The 20,530-nt window shown below is 72.6% G+C and carries 22 protein-coding genes and 1 pseudogene; 13 read left to right on the forward strand and 10 right to left on the reverse strand.

Translation table 11 applies throughout. From position 1 onward, the window contains the following. Nucleotides 1-40: 40 nt before the first annotated feature. Genes NRK68_RS33030 through NRK68_RS33045 form a run of 4 tightly spaced genes read right to left on the reverse strand, consistent with a single transcriptional unit; the run spans nt 41 to nt 4,688 of the window. Nucleotides 41-1,420, reverse strand: a complete 1,380-nt coding sequence (locus tag NRK68_RS33030; RefSeq protein ID WP_183064831.1) for a GH1 family beta-glucosidase — start codon at nt 1,418-1,420, stop codon at nt 41-43. Next, on the reverse strand, nt 1,417-2,307 hold the full coding sequence (locus NRK68_RS33035) for a carbohydrate ABC transporter permease (RefSeq protein ID WP_183064832.1): 891 nt from the start codon (nt 2,305-2,307) through the stop codon (nt 1,417-1,419). Before NRK68_RS33035 ends, NRK68_RS33030 begins: the two co-directional genes overlap by 4 nt. Continuing rightward, nucleotides 2,297-3,349 (reverse strand): carbohydrate ABC transporter permease, encoded by a 1,053-nt coding sequence (locus NRK68_RS33040; protein ID WP_257857605.1) that lies wholly within the window; start codon nt 3,347-3,349, stop codon nt 2,297-2,299. Before NRK68_RS33040 ends, NRK68_RS33035 begins: the two co-directional genes overlap by 11 nt. 10 nt (nt 3,350-3,359) lie before the next feature. Beyond that, on the reverse strand, nt 3,360-4,688 hold the full coding sequence (locus tag NRK68_RS33045; RefSeq protein ID WP_183064834.1) for an ABC transporter substrate-binding protein: 1,329 nt from the start codon (nt 4,686-4,688) through the stop codon (nt 3,360-3,362). Between the two features lie 142 nt (nt 4,689-4,830). Between NRK68_RS33045 and NRK68_RS33050 the strand changes: the two genes are divergently transcribed. The 5 genes from NRK68_RS33050 to NRK68_RS33070 all read left to right on the forward strand — a co-directional run bounded on the left by NRK68_RS33050 (nt 4,831) and on the right by NRK68_RS33070 (nt 9,043). Then, nucleotides 4,831-6,135, forward strand: coding sequence for an ROK family transcriptional regulator (locus NRK68_RS33050; protein WP_257857606.1), 1,305 nt, complete (start codon nt 4,831-4,833; stop codon nt 6,133-6,135). A 97-nt stretch (nt 6,136-6,232) separates the two neighbouring features. After that, the gene (locus NRK68_RS33055; protein ID WP_183064836.1) at nt 6,233-7,063 is read left to right on the forward strand and encodes a class I SAM-dependent methyltransferase; all 831 of its coding nucleotides are present in this window, start codon (nt 6,233-6,235) and stop codon (nt 7,061-7,063) included. 167 nt (nt 7,064-7,230) lie between these two features. After that, on the forward strand, nt 7,231-7,644 hold the full coding sequence (locus NRK68_RS33060; protein ID WP_257857607.1) for an Ig domain-containing protein: 414 nt from the start codon (nt 7,231-7,233) through the stop codon (nt 7,642-7,644). A 72-nt stretch (nt 7,645-7,716) separates the two neighbouring features. Then, entirely contained in the window at nt 7,717-8,346 is a 630-nt protein-coding gene (locus tag NRK68_RS33065) for a nucleoside/nucleotide kinase family protein (protein ID WP_257857608.1), read from the forward strand. A 139-nt stretch (nt 8,347-8,485) separates the two neighbouring features. Beyond that, nucleotides 8,486-9,043, forward strand: coding sequence for a hypothetical protein (locus NRK68_RS33070; RefSeq protein ID WP_257857609.1), 558 nt, complete (start codon nt 8,486-8,488; stop codon nt 9,041-9,043). Between the two features lie 106 nt (nt 9,044-9,149). On the opposite strand, the gene katG is transcribed toward NRK68_RS33070, so the two are convergent. Next, on the reverse strand, nt 9,150-11,339 hold the full coding sequence (gene katG / locus NRK68_RS33075; RefSeq protein ID WP_257857610.1) for a catalase/peroxidase HPI: 2,190 nt from the start codon (nt 11,337-11,339) through the stop codon (nt 9,150-9,152). 315 nt (nt 11,340-11,654) lie between these two features. Between katG and NRK68_RS33080 the strand changes: the two genes are divergently transcribed. Further along, nucleotides 11,655-12,110: a Fur family transcriptional regulator gene (locus NRK68_RS33080; protein WP_257857978.1), complete on the forward strand. Its 456-nt coding sequence runs from the start codon at nt 11,655-11,657 to the stop codon at nt 12,108-12,110. A gap of 47 nt (nt 12,111-12,157) precedes the next feature. Here NRK68_RS33080 and NRK68_RS33085 read toward each other — a convergent pair whose 3' ends face one another. Continuing rightward, nucleotides 12,158-12,379: a hypothetical protein gene (locus NRK68_RS33085; protein ID WP_157879817.1), complete on the reverse strand. Its 222-nt coding sequence runs from the start codon at nt 12,377-12,379 to the stop codon at nt 12,158-12,160. A gap of 299 nt (nt 12,380-12,678) precedes the next feature. Here NRK68_RS33085 and NRK68_RS33090 point away from each other — a divergent pair, with 299 nt between their 5' ends. Continuing rightward, the gene (locus NRK68_RS33090) at nt 12,679-13,434 is read left to right on the forward strand and encodes a crotonase/enoyl-CoA hydratase family protein (protein ID WP_257857979.1); all 756 of its coding nucleotides are present in this window, start codon (nt 12,679-12,681) and stop codon (nt 13,432-13,434) included. Nucleotides 13,435-13,489: 55 nt separating this feature from the next. After that, nucleotides 13,490-14,089, forward strand: coding sequence for a 2'-5' RNA ligase family protein (locus NRK68_RS33095; protein ID WP_257857611.1), 600 nt, complete (start codon nt 13,490-13,492; stop codon nt 14,087-14,089). Here the strand turns inward: NRK68_RS33095 and NRK68_RS33100 are convergent. After that, on the reverse strand, nt 14,078-15,049 hold the full coding sequence (locus NRK68_RS33100; protein WP_257857612.1) for a LysR family transcriptional regulator: 972 nt from the start codon (nt 15,047-15,049) through the stop codon (nt 14,078-14,080). The genes NRK68_RS33095 and NRK68_RS33100 overlap by 12 nt on opposite strands. A 71-nt stretch (nt 15,050-15,120) precedes the next feature. On the opposite strand from NRK68_RS33100, the gene NRK68_RS33105 reads away from it, so the two are divergent. Next, nucleotides 15,121-15,792, forward strand: coding sequence for a maleylpyruvate isomerase family mycothiol-dependent enzyme (locus NRK68_RS33105; RefSeq protein ID WP_257857613.1), 672 nt, complete (start codon nt 15,121-15,123; stop codon nt 15,790-15,792). Between the two features lie 77 nt (nt 15,793-15,869). On the opposite strand, the gene NRK68_RS33110 is transcribed toward NRK68_RS33105, so the two are convergent. Both NRK68_RS33110 and NRK68_RS33115 read right to left on the reverse strand, forming a co-directional pair. Continuing rightward, a complete protein-coding gene (locus tag NRK68_RS33110) occupies nt 15,870-16,067 on the reverse strand; it encodes an antitoxin (protein ID WP_257857614.1) in 198 nt (65 codons plus the stop codon). Between the two features lie 114 nt (nt 16,068-16,181). After that, on the reverse strand, nt 16,182-16,499 hold the full coding sequence (locus NRK68_RS33115; RefSeq protein ID WP_183064846.1) for an SCO4225 family membrane protein: 318 nt from the start codon (nt 16,497-16,499) through the stop codon (nt 16,182-16,184). A gap of 207 nt (nt 16,500-16,706) precedes the next feature. Between NRK68_RS33115 and NRK68_RS33120 the strand changes: the two genes are divergently transcribed. Further along, nucleotides 16,707-16,943, forward strand: coding sequence for a hypothetical protein (locus tag NRK68_RS33120; RefSeq protein ID WP_046780107.1), 237 nt, complete (start codon nt 16,707-16,709; stop codon nt 16,941-16,943). A gap of 171 nt (nt 16,944-17,114) precedes the next feature. Here the strand turns inward: NRK68_RS33120 and NRK68_RS33125 are convergent, their stop codons facing one another. Then, a complete protein-coding gene (locus NRK68_RS33125) occupies nt 17,115-17,561 on the reverse strand; it encodes a C40 family peptidase (protein WP_183064941.1) in 447 nt (148 codons plus the stop codon). 333 nt (nt 17,562-17,894) lie between these two features. Between NRK68_RS33125 and NRK68_RS36980 the strand changes: the two are divergent. The 3 genes and pseudogenes from NRK68_RS36980 to NRK68_RS33135 form a co-directional block, all read left to right on the forward strand. Then, nucleotides 17,895-18,557: pseudogene (locus tag NRK68_RS36980) on the forward strand (MFS transporter); the annotation flags it as partial. Between the two features lie 204 nt (nt 18,558-18,761). After that, nucleotides 18,762-19,313, forward strand: a complete 552-nt coding sequence (locus NRK68_RS36985) for an MFS transporter (RefSeq protein WP_373024572.1) — start codon at nt 18,762-18,764, stop codon at nt 19,311-19,313. Continuing rightward, nucleotides 19,310-20,518 (forward strand): anhydro-N-acetylmuramic acid kinase, encoded by a 1,209-nt coding sequence (locus NRK68_RS33135; RefSeq protein WP_257857617.1) that lies wholly within the window; start codon nt 19,310-19,312, stop codon nt 20,516-20,518. The genes NRK68_RS36985 and NRK68_RS33135 overlap by 4 nt, the downstream gene beginning before the upstream one ends. Nucleotides 20,519-20,530: the final 12 nt, after the last annotated feature.

A 20,530-nucleotide genomic window follows, 5' to 3' on the forward strand; every position in this document is an offset into this window, starting at 1 on the left:
GCAGCAGCCGCCCCGCAGTACCCGCGTCACGCCGCCCCGGTCAGCGGTCCCGGTGGGCGGCGATGATCCCGGCGTACCGGCGGCCGCTCGACTTGACCGTGCGCCGCTGGGTGGCGTAGTCGACGTGGACCAGACCGAAGCGCTTGTCGTAGCCGTAGGCCCATTCGAAGTTGTCCAGCAGGGACCAGGCGTAGTACCCGGCGACGGGCGCGCCCCTGCGGGCGGCACGTGCGCAGGCGGCCAGGTGGGCGGTCAGGTAGGCGGCCCGCTCGGGGTCGTGGACGGTGCCGTCGGGGGCGACGGTGTCGGGGTAGGCGGAGCCGTTCTCGGTGATGTGGACGGGCCCGGCGCCGTACTCCAGGTGCAGGCGCATGATCAGGGTCTCCAGACCGCCGGCGTCGACCTCCCAGTCCATGGCGGTACGCCGGACCCCGGGGCGGGCCACCTGACGGGCGTACGGAGCGGGACCGTCCGGGTCGGCGGTGACGACCTGCGGGAAGTAGTAGTTGAGCCCGATCCAGTCCAGGGGAGCGGCGATGACGCCGAGGTCGCCCGTCCGCTCGGGGAGCCCGACCCGGTAGACCTCGCGCATGTCGGCGGGGAACCCCCGGCCGTGGACCGGGTCGAGCCACCAGCGGTTGACGTGACCGTCCATGCGACGGGCGGCGTCGAGGTCCGCGTCCCTGGGGGTGGCGGGCTCGACGGTGGAGAGGTTGTTGACGATGCCGATCCGGGCGCCCGGAGCCGCCGCGCGGACGGCGCCGGAGGCGAGGCCGTGGCCGAGCAGGAGGTGGTAGGAGGCGCGCACGGCGGCGGTCAGATCGGTCAGGCCGGGGGCCATCCGGCCCTCCAGGTGCCCGATCCAGGCGGAGCACAGCGGCTCGTTGAGGGTGGCCCACTGGGTGACGCGGTCGCCGAGGCGGGCGGCGACGAGCCCCGCGTACGCGGCGAAGTGCTCGGCGGTGTCGCGCACCGGCCAGCCCCCGCGGTCCTGCAGGACCTGCGGCAGGTCCCAGTGGTAGAGGGTGACGGAGGGCTGGATGCCGGCGGCGAGGAGGCCGTCGACGAGGCGGTCGTAGAAGTCCAGCCCCCTGGCGTTGGCCGGACCGTCGCCGCCGGGGACGACACGCGGCCAGGCGACGGAGAGCCGGTAGGCGTTGGTGCCCAGCTCCCGCATCAGGGCGATGTCCTCGGGCCAGCGGTGGTAGTGGTCGCAGGCGGTGTCGCCGGTGTGGCCGCCGTCGACGGCTCCGGGCACGCGGGAGAAGGTGTCCCAGATGGAGGGGGACCGGCCGTCCTCGGCGACGGCGCCCTCGATCTGGTAGGCGGAGGTGGCGGTGCCCCAGAGGAAGTCACGGGGCAGCGCACCGACGTCGACGGCGTCCACGCCGGTCGTGGGAAGGCTTTCGGGGAGGGTCATTTGACGGCTCCTGCCGTGAGTCCGGCCACCAGGTACTTCTGCAGCAGAAGGAACCCGGCGACGACGGGGATGCTGACGACGAGCGAGGCGGCCATGACCTGGTTCCAGTAGACGTCGTTCTGCGTGGAGTAGCCCTGCAGGCCGACGGCCAGGGTGCGGGTGGCGTCGTTGGTCATGACGGACGCGAAGAGGACTTCGCCCCACGCGGTCATGAAGGCGTAGACGGCGACGGCGACGATCCCGGGGACGGCCGCCGGCACCACGACACGGAACAGGGCGCCGAAGGGGCCGCAGCCGTCGACGAAGGCCGCCTCGTCGAGGTCGCGCGGCACCGAGTCGAAGTAGCCGATCAGCATCCAGATGGAGAAGGGGAGGGAGAAGGTGAGGTACGTGAGGATCAGCGCGCCGCGGGAGCCGTGGAGGGCGATCCCGGTGGCGTTGCCGAGGTTCACGAAGATCAGGAACAGGGGGAGCAGGAAGAGGATCCCCGGGAACATCTGGGTGGAGAGCACCGTCAGGGTGAACAGGCGCTTGCCGCGGAAGCGGTGGCGGCTGACGGCGTACGCGGCGAACACGGCGATGACGACGGACGCGGCGGTGGCGGTGCCGGCCACGATCAGCGAGTTCACCAGGTACTCGGCGAGCGGGACGGTGTGCCAGATGTCGGTGTAGGGGCGCAGGGTGAGCCCGCTCGGGATCCACCGGAACCGTCCGGCGACGTCCTGGAGCGGTTTGAGGGAGCTGGTGACCATCACGAGGACGGGCAGCAGCGTGAAGGCGGCGAGCAGGGTGAGGAAGACGGCCCGCAGGGCCCGGAACGAGGCCGGCGGGTCGAGAGGGCCGCAGCCGCGGCGGCCGCGCCCGGGGGAGTGCGTACTAGCGGGCATCGGCGTCCTTCCGGCCGCGACCGGTCAGGAGCAGGTACGCGGCGGTGACGAGGAGCAGGAAGAGCAGCAGCAGGACGGACATGGCCGAGCCGGTGCCGAAGTTCCAGGTGACGAAGCTCGATTGGTAGATGTGGATCGAGATGAGGTCGGCGGCCTCGGGAGCGGCTCTGCCGAACAGCAGGAAGGGGGTGTTGAAGTCGTTGAGGGTCCACAGGAACAGGACGAGGACCAGGACCTGGTTGACGGCGCCGAGCGAGGGCAGGGTGATGCGGCGGATCTGCTGCCACACACCCGCGCCGTCGAGGGCGGCCGCCTCGTACAGGTCCCCGGGGATGTTCTGGAGGGCGGCCGTCACGATCAGGAAGGCGAAGGGCCAGGTCTTCCAGACCGAGACGGTCAGCATCGCCCAGAAGCTGTTGTCCCCGATCAGCCAGAAGGTGTGCTCGGCGCCGCCGAGGCCCAACTGGTCGTGGAGGACGTGGTTCACCAGGCCGTTGTCGCGCTGGAACATGAAGGCCCAGGTGATGACCGCCGCGTAGGCGGGCAGGGCGTACGGGATGAAGAACAGCGCGCGCAGCAGCCCGCGGCCGCGGAAGGAGTGCTGGGTGAACACCGCTGCCGCGGTGCCCAGCAGCCAGCACAGGGCGACGGACAGGACGGTGAACAGGCAGGTGGTGACGAAGGAGTCGAGGAGGGCCCGGCCGACGGGCCGGTCGATGTCGACGGCGAGTTCGTAGTTGTCCAAGCCCGTCCACGGGGCCCGGGACCAGTCCCGGATGAAGAACTGGGTGAGGCTGCGGAAGCTCATCAGGATCCCCATCACCATCGGGACGAGGTGGACGAGGAGTTCGAGCAGCACCGCGGGCAGCAGGAGCAGGTAGGGCAGGGCGGCGCGGCGGGCCCGGCCGGGGTGGCGGGGGCCGCCGGTCCCGCGGACGCGCGCGAGAACGCCGCCGGTGCGGGCCGCAGGGGTCCCCGCGGTGGCCGTGGCGGTGGTGCGGGAGCCGGTTCCGGACGGGACCGTACGGGGCGGGGAGGTCATGGCCGGCGGCTCAGTTCGCCATCTGCTGCTGGGCCTTGGCGAGCTTCGCCCTGACCGAATCGGTGGTCACCGGCCGGCCCGCCGCGGCGTCGGCGAAGAGTTCCTTGACGGCCGTGCCGACGGTCGTCTCGAACTGCGACTCCTCCGGCACCTGGGGGAGCGGGGCGGCGCTGGTGGCGAGGGTGTCGCGCAGGACGGTGAGGTCCTGGCCGGCGAAGGCGGGGTCGCTCTGCGCCGCCTTGACGGGAGGGATGGACCCGTAGGTCCTGTTGAGGATCTTCTGTTCCTCGTCACTCGTCATGAACCCCACGAACTTCAGGGCGCCGTCGAGGTTGTCGGTGTTCTTGAAGACGGCCATGTTGATCCCGGCGACCATGGAATTGACACCCGCGCCCGGGCCGGGGACGGCGCCGGCCGGGACCGGGACGGGGGCCGTGCCCCAGTCGCCGTCCTTCATCCCGTGGGCCTTGAAGGAACCGGCCGCGCTCTGCCACAGCACCATGGCGGTCCGGCCGGCCGCGAAGTCCTTCAGGGACTGGTTCTTGTCGTATTCCGCGTTGCCGGGCGCGACGACCTTCGCCTCGGCCATCAGGTCGACGTACTGCTTGACGGCCGCGACGTTGGCGGGGGTGTCGAAGGTGGGCTTTCCGGCGGCGTCGAAGAAGGACCCGCCGTGCTGCCGGGACAGGACGAAGACCTGGTGGATGTTGTTGGCGAGGTTGGCACCCTCGGCTCCCAGCGCCCACCTGCCGCCCTGGCCGCCGTCGCCGATCCTCCTGCCGGTCTCGACGAGTTCGTCCCAGGTGGCGGGCGGCTTCTCGATGCCCGCCTCCCGGAACATCTTCTTGTTGTAGTAGAGGGCGTAGGCCATGGAGTAGAGGGGGACGGCGGCCGGGTCCTGGCCGGCCGCCCCGGCCGAGCCGATGGCGGACTCCACGAAGCGGTCCCGGCCGCCGACGGCCCGGAAGTTCTCGGCGTTCCAGGGCAGCAGCGCGCCGGTGGCCTGGAGTGAGGCGGACCAGGTGTTGCCGATGTTCAGGACGTCGGGGCCCTGCCCGGAGGCGGCCGCGGCGAGGATCCGGTTCAGCAGGTCGGACCAGGGGATGACCTCCAGTTCGACCTTGATGCCGGTCCGCTCCTCGAACTTCTTCAGTTCCGGGCCGAGGGCGGCCCGGTCGGCGGCGATGTCGGCCCCCTGGTTGGAGGCCCAGTAGGTGAGCTCGTCGGGGGCGGAGTTCGAGCCCGCGCCGTCGGCGGATGCGCCGCACCCGGTGGCGGTGGCGAGCAGGGCGGCGACGGTGACGAGGGCGGCCGTGGCGGTCGCTGAGGATCTGCGCATGGGGGATCGGTCCCTTTCGGCGGGGTTGATCCAGGCCTTAATTTAGGACGTGAGTTAAGCGGCGTGGAAGGGTCGCGTCAAGGGGCCGGGCAAGGGTATGTTGCGAGCGGAGTCACGCGGACGTGACGGTGGAAGGGGTCAGATGACCACAGGGCGTGGCGGACGCACGGTACGGGACCTGCGGCGCGGCAATCGCAGTGCCGTCCTGCAGCGGCTGTACTTCGGGGGCCCGGTGAGCCGCCAGGAACTCGGGCCGGCCACCGGGCTGAGCTCCGGGTCGGTCAGCAACGTCGTCGGGGAACTCGTCGCCGACGGCCTGCTGGAGGAGGCCGGGGTCGTCGACTCGGACGGCGGCAGGCCCCGCACCCTGCTGCGCGTCCGCCCCGGCAGCGCGTACATGATCGGCGTCGACGTCGGCGAGACCAGGGTCCGCGTCGAGCTGTTCGACCTCGCCCTGACCGAACTCGCCCGTACCGAGATGCCGTTGCTGCCCCGCGGCTGCTACGACGTCGGTCCGGTCGTCGACCACGTCGCGGCCGGAATCGCCACCGTGCTGGCCGACGCGGGCATCGGCGCGGACCGGCTGCTGGGCGTCGGCGTCGGCGTACCCGGCATCGTCGACCACGACGCGCCCGGCGGATCCGTGGTGCACGGCCAGACCATCGGCTGGGACGCGGTCCCCCTGGAGCGGCTGCTGCGGGCCACCGGGGCGCTGCCCGAGAAGGTCCCGTACCTCATCGACAACGGCGCGCGCACCCTGGGCCAGGCGGAGATGTGGTTCGGCGCCGGGCGCGGTGCCAGGAACGCGGTCGTCGTGCTCTTCGGCTCCGGCGTCGGCGCGAGCCTGATCACCGACGGCTCGCCGGACGGCGGAACCACCGGAGGCACACCGCTGGAATGGGGCCACCTCACCGTCTCGGTGCGCGGCCGGCGCTGCCGCTGCGGTGCGCTCGGCTGCCTGGAGGCCTATGCGGGCGCGGAGTCGCTGCTGGCCCGGTGGGCCGAGCGCGGCGGCGGCCCCGCGCGGCCCGGGGCCGTGGACGAGGAGGCGGCGCTCTGCGCACTGCTCGCGGCGGCGCGCGCGGCGGACCCGGTGGCCGTCGACCTCCTGGAGGAGACGGCGGAGTACCTGGGTGCGGGCCTGTCGGACCTGGTCAATCTGTTCCAGCCGGAGCGGATCCTGATCGGCGGCTGGGCGGGGCTGCTGCTCGGCCCGTACCTCCTGCCCTCGGTCCGGGAGCACGCGACCCGCTACTCCCTGCGCCACCCGGCCGGACGGGTCACGGTGGGCCTCGGCGCGCTGGGACCGGACGCGGTCACGGTCGGCGCGGCCACGCTCCCGCTGTCCGCCTTCTTCGCCGCGGGCGGCCGCCGTGCCGCTCCGGAGCCCGTCGCCGAAGCCCCGGCCTGGCGCACCGCGCTGTCCGCCCGGGCCGGCGGAGCCTGAGGGCGAGACGCCCCCTGGACCCGGCCGGGCGCAATGCCGCGCGCGCACGGCCGGTCGACGCCACGCGCGCACGGCCGATCGAGGGGACAATTGCCCCATGGCTGACACAGGGCTGTCGTCGGAGGGTGCCGGATCCCCGGGCGAGGGGCGCTACGGCGAGCGAGTCTTCCGGCCGGACCAGGGTGGCGAGGGCGACCGGATCGACCTCGGAGCCCTCACCTACGACGACACCACCATGGCCCGGCTGCGCGCGCTCGGGGTGGGGCCCGGATGGACCTGCCTGGACGTGGGGGCGGGCACGGGCACGATCGCCCGCCGCCTGCTGGCGGAGGCCGGCGTCACGGAGGTCCTCGCCGTGGACCGCGACGTCCGGTTCCTCGCCGCGCGGCCCGTGACCGGACTGACCGTGCTCCAGGCGGACGTCACCGCCGACGACTTCGCCCCGGGCCGCTTCCGGCTCGTCCACGCCCGGTTCGTGCTCATGCACCTGCCCTCCCCGCAGCGCATGGTCGCCGCACTGAGCCGGCTCCTCGCCCCCGGCGGCGTGCTCGTCGTCAGCGACGCCGTCGACCTGACCACGGACTCCGCGCCCGCCACGCCGTACACCCGCGCCATGCGGGCCATGTGGCGGGGACTGCGCCACACCATCGGTACGGACGTCTCACAGGTGCCCCGCCACCCCGAACTGCTGCGGGCGGCCGGGCTGGAATCCGTGGCGGCCGAGATCCACGTACCGCCCCTCCTGCCGGGGAGCCCGATCAGCAGGTTCTGGGCCGACACCTGGGAACGGGCCCGCGAGGCCATGGTGGCGACCGGTCTCGTCGACGACGGACAACTCGACGAAGCCGTACGGTACCTGGCGTCCCCCGCCTGTACCGGCCTGTCGCCCGGCATGCTCACGGCCTGGGGCTGGAAACCGGCTTCCTAGGCCCTGTCCGCGACCGGGTGGTGCGGGGGCATCGACGCCGGGGGCGGGGCCGCCTATGATTCCGACGCCCCATCGCACCTCGAACAGACATATCCCATGCGGGAGTTGACGGCGTCCGGGACTCGTACCGGACTCCGCCGCGACACCCGACGAGTTCGGAGGTCCTGTTGAGCACAGCCTTACGCACCCCGCGCAGACCGGCGGCCCTGGCCCTCGGCCTGGCGGCCCTCCTGGTGGCAACGGCCGGCCCGGCCCTCGCCGCGTCGCAGACCGCAACCACCGCCGTGGCCGCCGAGGTTGCCGCCGCACCGGTCGTGGCCAACCCCGGGGGTCAGGTCAACCTCCAGTGGGACGCGGTCCGCCTGCAGATGACGGCCACCGGCGGCGTGGCGCCGTACACCTGGTCGGCCTCGAACCTGCACCTCGGCACGACGATCAACCCTTCGACCGGCCTGATCTCGGGCGTCACGCGCGGCAGCGGAACCCGCACCGTCACCGTCACCGTCCGGGACGCCGCCGGGGCCACCGCCTCGACCAGCTTCACCTGGCGCGTCATCCGCGACGCCTGCCCCCGCTGCTGACCCCGGGCCGGCCCGGCCCGCCCCTCCGCGCGCCCGTTCCCAGGCCCTGTCGGCCTCGGGCAGGATGCGCACGTGCAGACGACCACGGAGCTGGTGGAGAGGGCGGCCGGGCTGGCCCGCCGCGGCGGTCGGCGGATCCTCGGCGTGGCCGGGCCGCCCGGCGCCGGGAAGTCGACCCTGGCCGCCCGGCTGGCCGAAGCCCTCGGCCCGCGGACGGCCGTGGTCGTACCCATGGACGGCTTCCACCTCGCCCAGGCCGAACTCGACCGGCTGGGCCGGGCCGACCGCAAGGGCGCCCCGGACACCTTCGACACGGCCGGGTACGTGCACCTGCTGGCCCGCCTGCGCGCCTGCGCCGGATCCGGCGCAGTCACGGTCTACGCGCCCGCGTTCGACCGGACCGTCGAGGAGCCGATCGCCGGCAGCATCCCCGTTCCCCCCGACGTCCCGCTGGTGATCACCGAGGGCAACTACCTGCTGCACGACGCGGGGGAGTGGGCCGGGGTGCGGCCGCTGCTGGACGAGGCCTGGTACTGCGCCCCGGACGAGGAGACCCGGGTGCGGCGCCTGGTCGAACGGCACGTGCGTCACGGCAAGGAACCCGCCCTCGCACACGCCTGGGTGGCCCGCTCCGACGAGGCGAACGCCCGCCTCATCGCCGCCGGCCGCCACCGCGCCGACCTCGTCGTCGACCCCGGCTGACCGCACCCCGAACGGTGGCCGGCGCGGCCGCGCGGGTGCTCCGGCGCGGCGGAACGGGGTTGTCCGAATCCGCTGTTAGGGTGACGTGTGCTCGTCAAAGCGAGCTGTTTCGGTTCCTGACATTCCAACGGGGTAGAACGTGAAGTTTCGTCATGTCCGCGCGATAGCCGTCTTCGGTATCGCCATCGTCGCGCTCACCGGTGCCCGCGGTTCCCACGGGGCCAGCTGCGGCGGAAGCAGCCACTCCAGCTCCAGCAGCTCGGGCGGCAGCAGCAGCGGTGGCACCAGCGGCGGAAGCAGCGGCAGCGACAGCACCAGCGGCAGCGACAGCACCAGCGGCACCAGCGGTACGAGCAGCAGCTCCGGCGGCACCACCACCACCGGCGGTACCAGCAGGGACAAGGCCGAGCGCGACATCAAGATCGACAGCTGCAAGCTGGACAGCTCCGGTAAGAACCTGGTCGCCCGGCTCACCGTCACCAACAGCGGTTCGCTGGACCAGACCTACAGCATCACCATGAAGTTCAACCCGGCCGCCGGGTCGAGCGCGGTAGCGGCCCAGGCCAGGGTGACCGGTCTCAAGGTCAAGGCGGGTGCGTCCCAGCAGACCGAGGCCACCACGCCGTACACCGGCAAGGGCAACGGCAGCGAGTACAAGGAGTGCGTCGTCTCCAGCGCGTCGAAGAGCTCCCTCTGACACACCCTTCGGCACGCTGTCCGGTACACCGTCTGCGACGACGCTGTCCGGCACGCCGTGCCACGTCCCGGCCGGCCGCCACGAGCGGCCGGCCGGGACGGCCGCGTCAGGCCAGGTCGAACCTGTCGAGGGTCATGACCTTGTCCCAGGCCGCCACGAAATCACGGACGAACTTCTCCCGCGCGTCCTTGGACGCGTAGACCTCCGAGATGGCCCGGAGCTGGGAGTTGGAACCGAAGACGAGGTCCACGGCGGTGGCGGTCCACTTCGGCTCGCCGTTGCCGCGGCTGCGGCCCTCGAAGACGTTCTCGTCCGTGGCCGACGCCGTCCACTGGGTCCCCATGTCCAGCAGGTTGACGAAGAAGTCGTTCGTCAGGGCCTCCGGCCGGTCGGTGAACACGCCGTGCCGGGACTGCCGGAACCCGGTGTTCAGGGCCCGCATGCCACCGACCAGTACCGTCATCTCGGGTGCCGTCAGATCCAGCATGCTCGCACGATCCAGCAGCAGGGTCTCCGGAGACAGCTTCTCACCCGCCGGGAAGTAGTTGCGGAACCCGTCGGCCCGCGGTTCGAGCACGGCGAACGAGTCCACGTCGGTCTGCTCCTGCGTGGCGTCCGTACGCCCGGGTGCGAACGGGACCGTGACGTCGTGCCCCGCGTTCTTCGCGGCCTGCTCGATCGCCGCGCACCCGCCGAGGACGATCAGGTCGGCGAGCGAAACCTTCGTCCCGCCGTCCTGCGAACCGTTGAAGTCGCGCTGGATCCCCTCCAGGGTCTGCACCACCTCGGCCACCTCGGGCAGGTCGTTGACCTCCCAGTCCTTCTGCGGCGCGAGCCGGATCCGGGCCCCGTTCGCCCCGCCGCGCTTGTCGGTGCCGCGGAAGCTCGCCGCCGACGCCCAAGCCGTGGTCACCAGCTGGGAGACGGTCAGCCCCGAGGCGAGGATCCGGCCCTTGAGGGCGGCCACGTCCCCGGCCGAGACCAGCTCGTGATCGACCGCGGGCACGGGGTCCTGCCACAGCTGCGGTTCGGGGATCCACGGCCCCAGGTACCGCGAGATCGGCCCCATGTCACGGTGCAGCAGCTTGTACCAGGCCTTGGCGAACGCCTCGGCGAGCTTGTCCGGGTTCTCGTGGAAGCTCTTCGAGATCGGCGCGTAGACCGGATCCAGCTTCAGCGCCAGGTCCGTCGTCAGCATCATCGGGGCGTGCCGCTTCGACGGATCGTGCGCGTCCGGCACCGTCCCCTGGGCCGAGGCGTCCTTGGGCGTCCACTGCTGCGCCCCGGCCGGGCTCGTCGTCAGCTCCCAGTCGTACGCGAACAGGTTGTCCAGGTAGCCGTTGTCCCACTTCGTCGGCTCGGTCGTCCAGGCTCCCTCGAGCCCGCTGGTGATCGTGTCGACGCCCTTGCCGCTTCCGTACGAGTTGTGCCAGCCGAGGCCCTGCTGCGTCAGCGGACCGGCCTCCGGCTCCGGACCGACGTACTCGGGATCGACCGCGCCGTGGCATTTGCCGAAGGTGTGGCCGCCGACGATGAGAGCGACCGTCTCCTCGTCGTTCATCGCCATGCGCCCGAACGTCTCGCGAATGTCCCTGGCCGCGGCGATCGGATCGGGATTTCCGTTGGGGCCCTCGGGATTGACGTAGATCAATCCCATCTGCACGGCTCCGAAAGGCCCGGTGAGTTCGCGGTCACCGCTGTAGCGCTCGTCGCCGAGCCAGGTGTCCTCGGGTCCCCAGAAGACTTCCTCGGGCTCCCAGATGTCCTCCCGGCCGAAGCCGAATCCGAAAGTCTTGAACCCCATCGACTCCATTGCGCAGTTGCCCGCGAACACCAGCAGGTCGGCCCAGGAGATCTTCCGGCCGTACTTCTGCTTGACCGGCCAGAGCAGTCGGCGCGCCTTGTCCAGACTCGCGTTGTCCGGCCAGCTGTTGAGGGGCGCGAAGCGCTGTGCGCCGGAACCGCCGCCGCCACGGCCGTCCGCGATGCGGTAGGTGCCCGCGGCGTGCCAGCTCATCCGGATGAAGAGCGGCCCGTAGTGGCCGTAGTCGGCGGGCCACCAGTCCTGCGACGTCGTCATCACCTCGAAGACGTCCCGCTTCAGCGCGTCGACGTCCAGGGTCGCGAACTCTTCCGCGTAGTCGAAGTCCTCGCCCATCGGATTGGCCTGAGGCGGGTTCTGGTGGAGAACCTGAAGGTCCAACTGGTTCGGCCACCAGTCCCGGTTCGTCCTGGGACGAGTGGGCGCGGGGGTCGGGGAGGGGATTGCGGGGTTCTCGCTTTCGCTGCCGGACACGTCCGTCCTTCTTCCTGTCTCGGTGCTTCCATCTGCTGGCTGCTCGCTCTTGACGGCGTCCGTATGGTCGCGCACCGCGGACCGCGGGGCTGAGAGAACACGCAGGGCGCTCTCGCCCAACCAGCATTACCGGTATGCCGCGCGCACGGAAAAGGAGGGAAAGGCGGAGATCGTACGATCATCGTTATCGCTCTGCCGCTGTGGAAAGCGCCGGCGGCCATTCCCCGGCGGTAATCTGTAGCTCGCTTTTCGGGAGTGGCAGGGCCCGCCCCGCTCCCTGTCCTCTGTCCCGACGATCATGAACCGGTGAGCCGAATGAGTGACCTGCTGGAGCGGCTGCGGGGGCGCGGCTGGCGTATGACCTCCCAGCGGCGTGTCGTCGCGGAGGTCCTCGACGGCGAGCACGTGCACCTGACGGCCGACGAGGTGCACGCCCGCGCGGCCGGGCGCCTCCCGGAGATCTCCCGGGCCAGCGTCTACAACACCCTGGGCGAGATGGTCGCCCTGGGCGAGGTCGCCGAGCTCTCCGCGCACGGGCGGGCCAAGCGCTACGACCCCAACGCGCACCGCCCGCACCAGCACCTGGTGTGTTCCGGTTGCGGGCTCATCCGTGACGTCCACCCGACCGGTGACCCGCTGGCCGGTCTGCCGGCGCAGGAGCGTTACGGCTTCGCCGTGTCCGAGGCCGAGATCGTCTACCGCGGGCTGTGTCCTTCCTGCGCGGGCGCGCCGGCCGGGCCGACCGGGCCGGCCGGGCCGACGAGCGCCTGACCACGGCGGGTACCCGTACGGCCACGACCTGGCACCAGGTGCGGGGGCTACCACTCGGGATGGACGTCACGGCTGTCGTAGCGGTCGCCGGCGGCGGTGATCCACGGCCGGAAACGGCCGGGACCGGTGCCGTCGTGGGCGTAGGTGACCGGCTCCCGCGTGTCGTCGGTGACGACGACGGCCCCGGCCCGCTGGGCGCTGCGCAGCGCATGCGTCCAGTGGCGGCCGCGGTGGCCGGTGCGGTAGTCGGGGATCTTGCACTGGGTCATCTCGGTTCCCACCGTCCGGTCGGTCATCGGATCCGGACAGGGCGCCTACCCCGTTCCGCCCGCTCCGAACGTCACCGTCCGCCGCCTTCGAACGTCACCGTCCGGCCGGCCGACAGGCGGCCGGGGCCCGGCCCTCTCGTGCCGGTGCCGGGATTGCGCCAGAGTGATCGTCCGCACCTCCCGCGCATCCGACGCATCCGACAGCACTACTCGACCCATGGAGTTCCGCCGTGGCCACGACCTCCGAACCCTCAGGGACGGCGCCCGCCGCCCCGCCCGCAGAAGCCGCCACCGTCCGGATCGAACGGGACGGGCCCGTCACCACGGTGATCCTCGGCCGTCCGGGGGTCCGCAACGCGGTCGACGGTCCGACGGCGGCCCGGCTCGCCGACGCCTTCCGCGCGTTCGAAGCGGACGAGGCCGCGTCCGTCGCCGTCCTGTGGGGTGAGGGCGGTACGTTCTGCTCGGGCGCGGACCTGAAGGCCGTCGGGACCGACCGCGGCAACCAGGTGCTCGCCGACGGCGACGGCCCCATGGGCCCCACACGGCTGGAGCTGACCAAGCCGGTGATCGCCGCGATCGGCGGTCACGCCGTGGCAGGCGGGCTCGAACTGGCCCTGTGGTGCGATCTGCGGGTGGCCGAGGAGGACGCGACCCTCGGCGTGTTCTGCCGGCGCTGGGGCGTGCCGCTGATCGACGGCGGGACGGTGAGGCTGCCCCGCCTCATCGGCGAGAGCCGCGCCATGGACCTGATCCTGACCGGACGTCCCGTGACCGCCGCCGAGGCGTACGCGATCGGGCTCGTCAACCGCCTCGTACCACCCGGCGAGGCCCGCCGGGCGGCGGAACGCCTCGCGCACGAGATCGCCGGGTTCCCGCAGCTGTGCATGCGGCACGACCGGCTCTCCGTACGGGAGCAGCACGGTCTGGGGGAGCGGGAGGCGCTGGCCGCCGAGTACCGGCACGGCCTTGTGCCGCTCACCGCGGGCGAGACCCGGGCCGGGGCCGACCGGTTCTCGGCCGGGGCCGGACGCCACGGCTCCTTCACCGACTGAGCGGCGCGGGGGCGGGCCCGCCGGCCGGCGGGGCGACCAGGGGCATCATGGCCGTGTGAACGTGTCCCCGGCCACCGGCGGCGGAGCAGGCGTCCCCGGCTTCCTCGGCGTGGCCCCCACGCCCCGGTCCGCCGTGGTCTGGCTCCCGCCGGCCGGGCTGTGGCCCGCGATCCAGGCCGTCCGTGCCGAGCACGACCCGCAGATCCGCCGCTGGCCCCCGCACGTGAACCTGGTCTTCGGCTTCGTCCCGGAGGCCGCATTCGCCCGGGCCGCCCCCCTGCTGGCCGCCGCGGTGGCCGGCGTCGAGCCCTTCGACATCCGGCTCAGCGGAGTGCGGGCCTTCCGGCACCGCGCCTACGCGACCGTCTGGCTGGACCCCGCCGCGGCCGGCCTCCCCCCGTGGAGGGCGCTCCAGGAGAGCCTGGCGGAGCCGTTCCCCGCATGCCGCGGCCGGTTCCCGGCGTTCACACCGCACCTCTCCCTCGGCCGCACCCGCGATCCGCGCGGCCTCGCCGCGGAGTGCACGGCCCGGCTGGGCGCCATGGCGGCGCGGGTGGACGAGGTCGTGCTGCTCTCCCGTCGCGGTGACGGACCCATGCGGCCCCGAGCCGTGATCGGCGTCGGGACGGGCACGATCACATGGTCAGCGCCGTGAGCCCTGGCCCTGACCCGCAGCCGCAGCCGCAGCACCCGCGCCCTCGTCCTCGGCAACGTGGGACAGGACGTCACGCAGGCGGTCCAGGAGGGCCCGCGCCGCAGGGCTCGCGGGTCCCGTGGCCGGCCAGGCGAGCACGATACGGGCCCGCAGGCCGGGCTCCGCAAGCCGCAGGGCGCGCAGCCCACCGCCCGCCTCGGACCCCTCCTCCCCGAGCGGCAGTACGGCGACGCCCAGGCCCCGCGCGGCCAGCTGCGCGAGCACCTGCGGGGACGCCGCCTCGAAGGCGACCCGGGGCCGGAACCCCGCCCGGGCACAGCCCCGTTCGAGTACCGCCCGTACCCCGGTGCCCCGCGGCAGACAGATCAGCGGCCGGTCGCGCAGCTCGGTCAACGGGACCGTGGTGCGGCCGGCGGGGGAGAGCAGCGGGTCACCGGGTGCGACGGCGGCGCCGAGCGGAGCGTCGATCACCGTCCGGAAGGAGAGGCCCGCCGGGGTCCCCTCCCCCGTGGGCCCGAGCAGCGCGATGTCGATCTCGCCGGACAGGAGCGCGGCCTGCATCCGCTCCGAGGTGTCCTCGGTCAGCGCGATCTCCAGGGCGGGATGGGCGCCGTGGAAGTCCGCGAGGAACGCGGCGACGTCGAAGGCGTGGCCGGTGGATCCGGAGACCAGCCCGAGCGTGACCCTGCCGCGCAGCAGGCCGGTGTGCTCGTCCACCGCCTGCCGTACCCCGTCGGCCGCGGCCAGCGCAGCCCGCGCGTACGGCAGGACGGCCCGGCCCACCTCGGTCGGTGTCACCGAGCGGCCGGACCGGTCGAGGAGGGGCTGCCCGAGCTCCTTCTCCAACTGCCGGATCTGCGCGCTGAGTCCCGGCTGCGCCAGGTGCAGCCGGGCGGCTGCGCGGGTGAATCCACCCTCCTCGACGACGGCTACGAGATAGCGCAACTGGCGGAGTTCCATAACCAGGAATTCTAGGCCGAAGCAGATCAATCTATTGGCGGTATGGCTCCGTTGGCACCAGGCTGGATCACATGGCGAACACGACGACACGCAAAGGACGGAAGGCCGAGATCAGGGCAATGATCGCGGCAGAGCGCCGGGAGTTGGCCGATCTGCTCGACGGACTGCGGGACGGCCAGTGGAACGAGCCCAGTCTCTGCGCCGGTTGGCGGGTCCGCGAGGTCGCGGCCCACATGTCGACGGGGTTCCGGCTCTCCCTGCCCGCGACCCTGCGCGAACTGGCAGGCGCCGGTGGGAACCTGCACCGCATGACCGACCGGGTCGCGCGCAGGGACGCGGCCGCCCGTTCGACGGCCGAGCTCGCCGCGTTCCTGCGGGACGGCGCCCACCACCCGTGGACGCCCCCGGTCGGCGGGTTCGCGGCGGCCCTCGGCCACGACGTGGTGCACGGGCTGGACATCACGGTCGCCCTCGGCATCGACCGGCGCGTCCCCGAGGAGCGACTGCGGGTGCTGCTCGCCGGGATCCGGCCCAGCGGCCTGCGGTTCTTCGGCGTCGACCTCGACGGCGTGCAGCTGTGCGCCGATGACCTGGACTGGTCGTACGGCGCCGGATCCGGAGCCCCGGTACGCGGCGCGGCCCAGGACCTCCTCCTGCTCGCCTTCGGCCGCAGGCTGCCGCCGGGCAGGCTCCGCGGCGAGCCGAGCGGCCGCTTCACCGGGACCGCGAACGCCACCGCTTGACGGTGCGCCGCGGCCGGGACCGGCCGGGTGCCGGCCGGGGTTCGGCCGGCACCCGGCCGGTGTCCGTGTGCGGGGGGTCAGGACCGGGGCGGCGGAGGGGGGTTCCCCTGGTCGCGGCGCAGTTGCTCCCTGAGCTTTTCCTGGGCCGTGTCGACCTGACCGCTGTACTTGCCCTGGGTCTTGCCGTCGACGTAGTCACCGGCCTTGTCGATGCCCTGTTCGGCCTGGCTCTCGTGGCCGCGCAGCATCTGCTTGAGCTTGTCCATCATCGACACGACGGTCTCCTTTGCGTCCGTCCCCCATGGCCAGGGTTGCCGATGATCGACCGTGCCGCATCCGCGAGGCGCTGACCTCGACGGATACCGGCGCGGCCGGCGAGCGCCGGGCGTTCAGAGGCCGGCGGGACGCGATCCCCGGCGGACCGCATGGACGAGCAGACCGAGCAGCCAGGCCTGGAACACGTACGAGCACACCAGGATGGCCCAGATGCTCCCGTCGGTCTGTGCCCAGGCGCCCAGCGAGTTGACCACCGAGAGCAGCATGGCCCCGGTGGGCACGGCCAGCATCAGGGCGAACAGCCCGGCCGCCTGATCGCCTCCCTCGCCGGCGCCTATGAGCAGCAGGAACGCGGCCGAGCCGAGGTACACCCGCGACAACCAGTTGCCGAAGGTGATGCGGGCGAAGGCGCGCACCGGTCCAGAACGCATGGGACTCCTTGTGATGTCCGGTCGGGGCGGGGGCGCGGGGCCCCGGTGATCACCATGGTGGTGCAGCCCCGCCCGCCTCGTCAGAGTGCGCGTACTCAGTACACGTACTCAGATCCCGCCCCCCGGCGTCGGAAGCAGACGTCAGCAGCACGGCCGACGCGCTGCCAATCGGCGGGAGACGGGGCTCGGCATGGAACGATTCTCCGCATGACAGAGAGCATGAGCCCGTACATGTCCTCGCCGCGGGTCACCGTCCTGGGGGTGCAGCCCGGCGACCCGCCGTTCCGGATCGTCGAGATCGACGGGGAGATGGTCCGTATGGCGACATCCATGACCGACGTGATCCTGGCTGCCGCGGACGCGGGGATCACCATCCACGACCTCGACGATCCGGACGTGGTCCGCTGGGTCGGCGGCGGGAAACTCACCTGGCGGCTGCACTAGGGAGGAAGGTGTGCCGGGCGGCTGCGCAGGCCGTCGCCCGCTTCCAGGTCACGCGTACCACCGAGAAAGGATCGGTGACCCGGGTTCGGCCGACGTGCACGCGCGCGGACGGCTGCCACCGCGGGTGGGGCGGTGAGCGTGGGTGCGCGGGTGGACGCGGGGGGTTGCCGATCAGGTGGCGCGTCCGTAGCGGACCGCTTCGCTCCAGATCTGCTCCAGACGCACGGTCGTGCCGGGGCGGGGAGCGTGCCAGATCTTGTTGTCGCCGGCGTAGATGCCGACGTGGCCCATGGTCGCCCCTCGAGGGAAGAAGACCAGGTCACCGGCCGTGCGATCGGCCTTGGGGATGTGGTGGGTGTGCTCGTACTGCTGGTCGGCCGTGCGTGGAAGGCGTTTGCCGGCCTTCTTGAACGCGTAGAGGGTGAGCCCCGAGCAGTCGAAGCGTTTGGGTCCGGTGGCGCCGTAGGCGTACGGCGAGCCCTGTTTGGAGGCGGCCACCGCCACGGCTCTCTCGCCGTACGACGGTGCTGCGTGAGCCGGGTCCGTGGGGCCGGTCAGGGCGCCGGCCGCGAGGAGCAGTATGAAGAAGAAGGCACGTGCTCTGGGGCAACAGCACATCGGAGAAGTGCCCTTGAGGGCCTTTCGGAAGTCCGTCCTGGAGCAGGACATCGTGACACCTCCGCAATCGGTTGGCAGGCGACGATTCAGATCAGCGGCCTGGTCCTGTTCTCGGTGGCAGTCGTCTTGGCTCTGACGGCGGACCAGTTTTCCCGGACGTCCTGCCTCGTCCACATCGGACACGATGTGATTTGTCCCGCTTTTGTGTTCGATTCGAGATGATAGGTAAGGAGGATTTGCATACCGGGGGGCGTGGTGACCGAGCCACGGCCGATGTGCTGAATCGGGGTGCCGGCAGGCATCGGCCCGCCGCGGAGCGGGCACGCAGCACGGGTGACCACGACCGACCTGCATCCGGCGCCGCCGCCGCACGCCGCGGCCCGCCGGGCCCTGCTCGCCGGTTCGGCCGGCAACCTCGTCGAGTGGTACGAGTTCGGTGTCTACGGCTGCTTCGCCACCGTCATTGCGGCCAACTTCTTCACCGTGCACGGGGGATCGGGGGCGGGTTCGGCCGCGGAAGGCCCGGGCGGCGAGGCCGAGTCGCTGGTCGCCACGTACGCCTCGTTCGCCCTCGCCTTCTTCTTCCGGCCCGTCGGCGCCCTCCTGTTCGGGCGCATCGGCGACCGATACGGCCGCCGCACCGCCCTCGTCCTCGTCATCGGCCTCATGACGCTCGCCACCACCCTGATCGGGCTCCTGCCCACACGCGCCGACATCGGCGCCGCGGCTCCCTGGCTGCTGACGTTCCTGCGCGTCGTGCAAGGGCTGTCCGCCGGCGGCGAGTTCGGCGGGGCGGTGTCCGTGATGGTGGAGTACGCGCCACCGGGCCGCCGCGGCCTCTACGGCGCCTGGCAGTCCTTCACCGTGGCCCTCGGCCTGCTGGCCGGCGCCGCAACGGCCGCCGCCCTGGCGACGGTCCTGCCCGCCGCGGCGCTGTACGCGTGGGGGTGGCGGATTCCGTTCCTGCTGGCCCTGCCCCTCGGCCTGGTCGCACTGTGGCTGCGTACGGCGCTGGAGGAACCACCGGGCGGGCCCCCACCCGCGCCGGGGTCGGCCGGGTCGGTGGGGTCGGCCGGATCGGTGGGGTCGGCGAACGAAGCGACGGCCCCGGCCGGGTCGGCGAACGAAGCGACGGCCCCGGCCGGGTCGGCGACCGTACGGGAGCAGGTGCGTGCCGTCGGGCTCGGCATCGGGCGGATCATGGGCTGGTCGGCGGCCGGGTACGCCTTCCTGGTCGTCCTGCCGTCCCATCTCCAGTCCGCCCTGGGGGCGTCCTTCCGGGACGCCCTGCTGGCCACCACCCTCGTCAACCTCGGCTTCGTAGCGTCGATCCTGCCCGCGGGCCTGCTCAGCGACCGCGTCGGACGGCGCCCCGTCATGCTCGGCGGCGCACTCGGCGTCGCCGTGTCCGCCTTCCCCCTCCTGCACGTGCTCCAGTCGCCCGGGGCGTCCCCGCAGGCCCGGGCCGCAGCCGTGCTCGCGGCCGGCGCGCTGGTCGGCCTGCTCGCCGGACCCGGCCCGGCCATGCTGGCCGAGATGTTTCCAAGGCGCGTCCGCTGCACGGGACTCGGGCTCTCCTACGCCCTCGCCAACGCCGTGTTCTCCGGCTGCGCGGGGCTCTTCGTCACCGCACTCACCGCCCGGACCGGAAACACCGCCGTCCCCGCCCTCTACGCCGCCACCGCCTGCGCCCTCAGCGCACCGGCGCTGCTGACCCTGCGCGCCGACGACCACCGGGAGCCACTGCGATGAGAGTGATCGGCCTGATGTCCGGCACCTCGTACGACGCCGTCGACGCCGCCGCCTGCGACCTCGGCCACCGGCCCGGGGACGGCGCACTGCACCTCACCCCGCTGGGCATGGTCAGCGAGCCGTACCCGGCGGACCTGCGGACCGCGCTCGCCGGCGCCCTGCCGCCCGCCGCCACCACACTCGCCGATGTATGCCGGCTCGACACCCGGATCGGACAGGCCTTCGGGCGGCTCGCCGTCCGGGCCGACCGCGAACTGTGCTCGGGGCGCGCCGAGTTGATCGCCTCCCACGGGCAGACCGTGTACCACTGGGCGGCCGACGGGCAGGTCCACGGCACCCTCCAGCTCGGCGAACCCGCCTGGATCGCCGAGGCCACCGGCCGCCCCGTCGTCTCCGGATTCCGGCCCCGGGACGTCGCCGCCGGCGGGCAGGGCGCGCCACTGGTCAGCCTGATCGACCTGATGCTGCTGCGCGGCCGTCCCGGCGTACCGGCCGCCCTGAACATCGGGGGGATCGCCAACGTCACCGTCGTGCCCGGGAACGCGGACCCCTTGGCCTTCGACACCGGCCCGGGCAACGCGCTCATCGACGCAGCCGTACGCGAACTGAGCGGCGGGCGGCTCGCGTTCGACGAGGACGGCGCCCTCGCGGCCTCCGGGCGCGTACACGAAGACCTGCTGCGACGCCTGCTCGCCGAGCCGTACTACCGGTTGCCGCCGCCGCGGACGACGGGCAAGGAACTCTTCCACCAGGGGTATCTCCGGTCCCACCTGGCCGAGTTCGGACAGCTCCCGCCGCAGGACCTGCTCGCCACCCTCACCCGCCTCACCGCCCGGACCGTCGCCGACGCGCTGCGGCCACTGGGAGCCACCGAGGTCTTCGCCTCCGGAGGCGGGGTACGCAATCCGACGCTCACCAGGATGCTCCGGGCCGAGCTGGCCGGCACCAGGCTGCGTACCTCGGAGGAACTCGGGCTGCCCGCGGCGGCGAAGGAGGCGTACGCGTTCGCCGTGCTCGGGTACCTGACGCTGCACGGCCTGCCGGGCAACGCGCCCGGCTGCACCGGAGCCGCCGGCCCCCGCGTCCTGGGCTCGATCACCCCGGGCCGGCGGCGGCTCCGCCTGCCCGAGCCGCCGCCGGCCGCCCCCTACGCCCTCTGCGTCCGCACGGACGGTGTCAACGTCCGTACGGACGCGCTCCGTTAGGGCGCGGAACTC

It is taken from the genome of Streptomyces yangpuensis, assembly GCF_024666385.1.
Taxonomy (GTDB): Bacteria; Actinomycetota; Actinomycetes; order Streptomycetales; family Streptomycetaceae; genus Streptomyces; species Streptomyces yangpuensis.

Excerpts from the sequence above, each read along its gene's own strand:
- NRK68_RS33115 (WP_183064846.1), bottom strand. The coding sequence starts at position 16,499 with ATGCGTTCTGGACCGGTGCGCGCCTTCGCCCGCATCACCTTCGGCAAC.
- NRK68_RS33135 (WP_257857617.1), top strand. The coding sequence starts at position 19,310 with ATGAGAGTGATCGGCCTGATGTCCGGCACCTCGTACGACGCCGTCGAC.
- NRK68_RS33105 (WP_257857613.1), top strand. The coding sequence starts at position 15,121 with ATGGCGAACACGACGACACGCAAAGGACGGAAGGCCGAGATCAGGGCA.
- NRK68_RS33040 (WP_257857605.1), bottom strand. The coding sequence starts at position 3,349 with ATGACCTCCCCGCCCCGTACGGTCCCGTCCGGAACCGGCTCCCGCACC.
- NRK68_RS33055 (WP_183064836.1), top strand. The coding sequence starts at position 6,233 with ATGGCTGACACAGGGCTGTCGTCGGAGGGTGCCGGATCCCCGGGCGAG.
- NRK68_RS33050 (WP_257857606.1), top strand. The coding sequence starts at position 4,831 with ATGACCACAGGGCGTGGCGGACGCACGGTACGGGACCTGCGGCGCGGC.
- NRK68_RS33045 (WP_183064834.1), bottom strand. The coding sequence starts at position 4,688 with ATGCGCAGATCCTCAGCGACCGCCACGGCCGCCCTCGTCACCGTCGCC.
- NRK68_RS33080 (WP_257857978.1), top strand. The coding sequence starts at position 11,655 with ATGAGTGACCTGCTGGAGCGGCTGCGGGGGCGCGGCTGGCGTATGACC.
- NRK68_RS33120 (WP_046780107.1), top strand. The coding sequence starts at position 16,707 with ATGACAGAGAGCATGAGCCCGTACATGTCCTCGCCGCGGGTCACCGTC.
- NRK68_RS33100 (WP_257857612.1), bottom strand. The coding sequence starts at position 15,049 with ATGGAACTCCGCCAGTTGCGCTATCTCGTAGCCGTCGTCGAGGAGGGT.
- NRK68_RS33125 (WP_183064941.1), bottom strand. The coding sequence starts at position 17,561 with ATGTGCTGTTGCCCCAGAGCACGTGCCTTCTTCTTCATACTGCTCCTC.
- NRK68_RS33085 (WP_157879817.1), bottom strand. The coding sequence starts at position 12,379 with ATGACCCAGTGCAAGATCCCCGACTACCGCACCGGCCACCGCGGCCGC.
- NRK68_RS33035 (WP_183064832.1), bottom strand. The coding sequence starts at position 2,307 with ATGCCCGCTAGTACGCACTCCCCCGGGCGCGGCCGCCGCGGCTGCGGC.
- NRK68_RS36985 (WP_373024572.1), top strand. The coding sequence starts at position 18,762 with ATGGGCTGGTCGGCGGCCGGGTACGCCTTCCTGGTCGTCCTGCCGTCC.
- NRK68_RS33030 (WP_183064831.1), bottom strand. The coding sequence starts at position 1,420 with ATGACCCTCCCCGAAAGCCTTCCCACGACCGGCGTGGACGCCGTCGAC.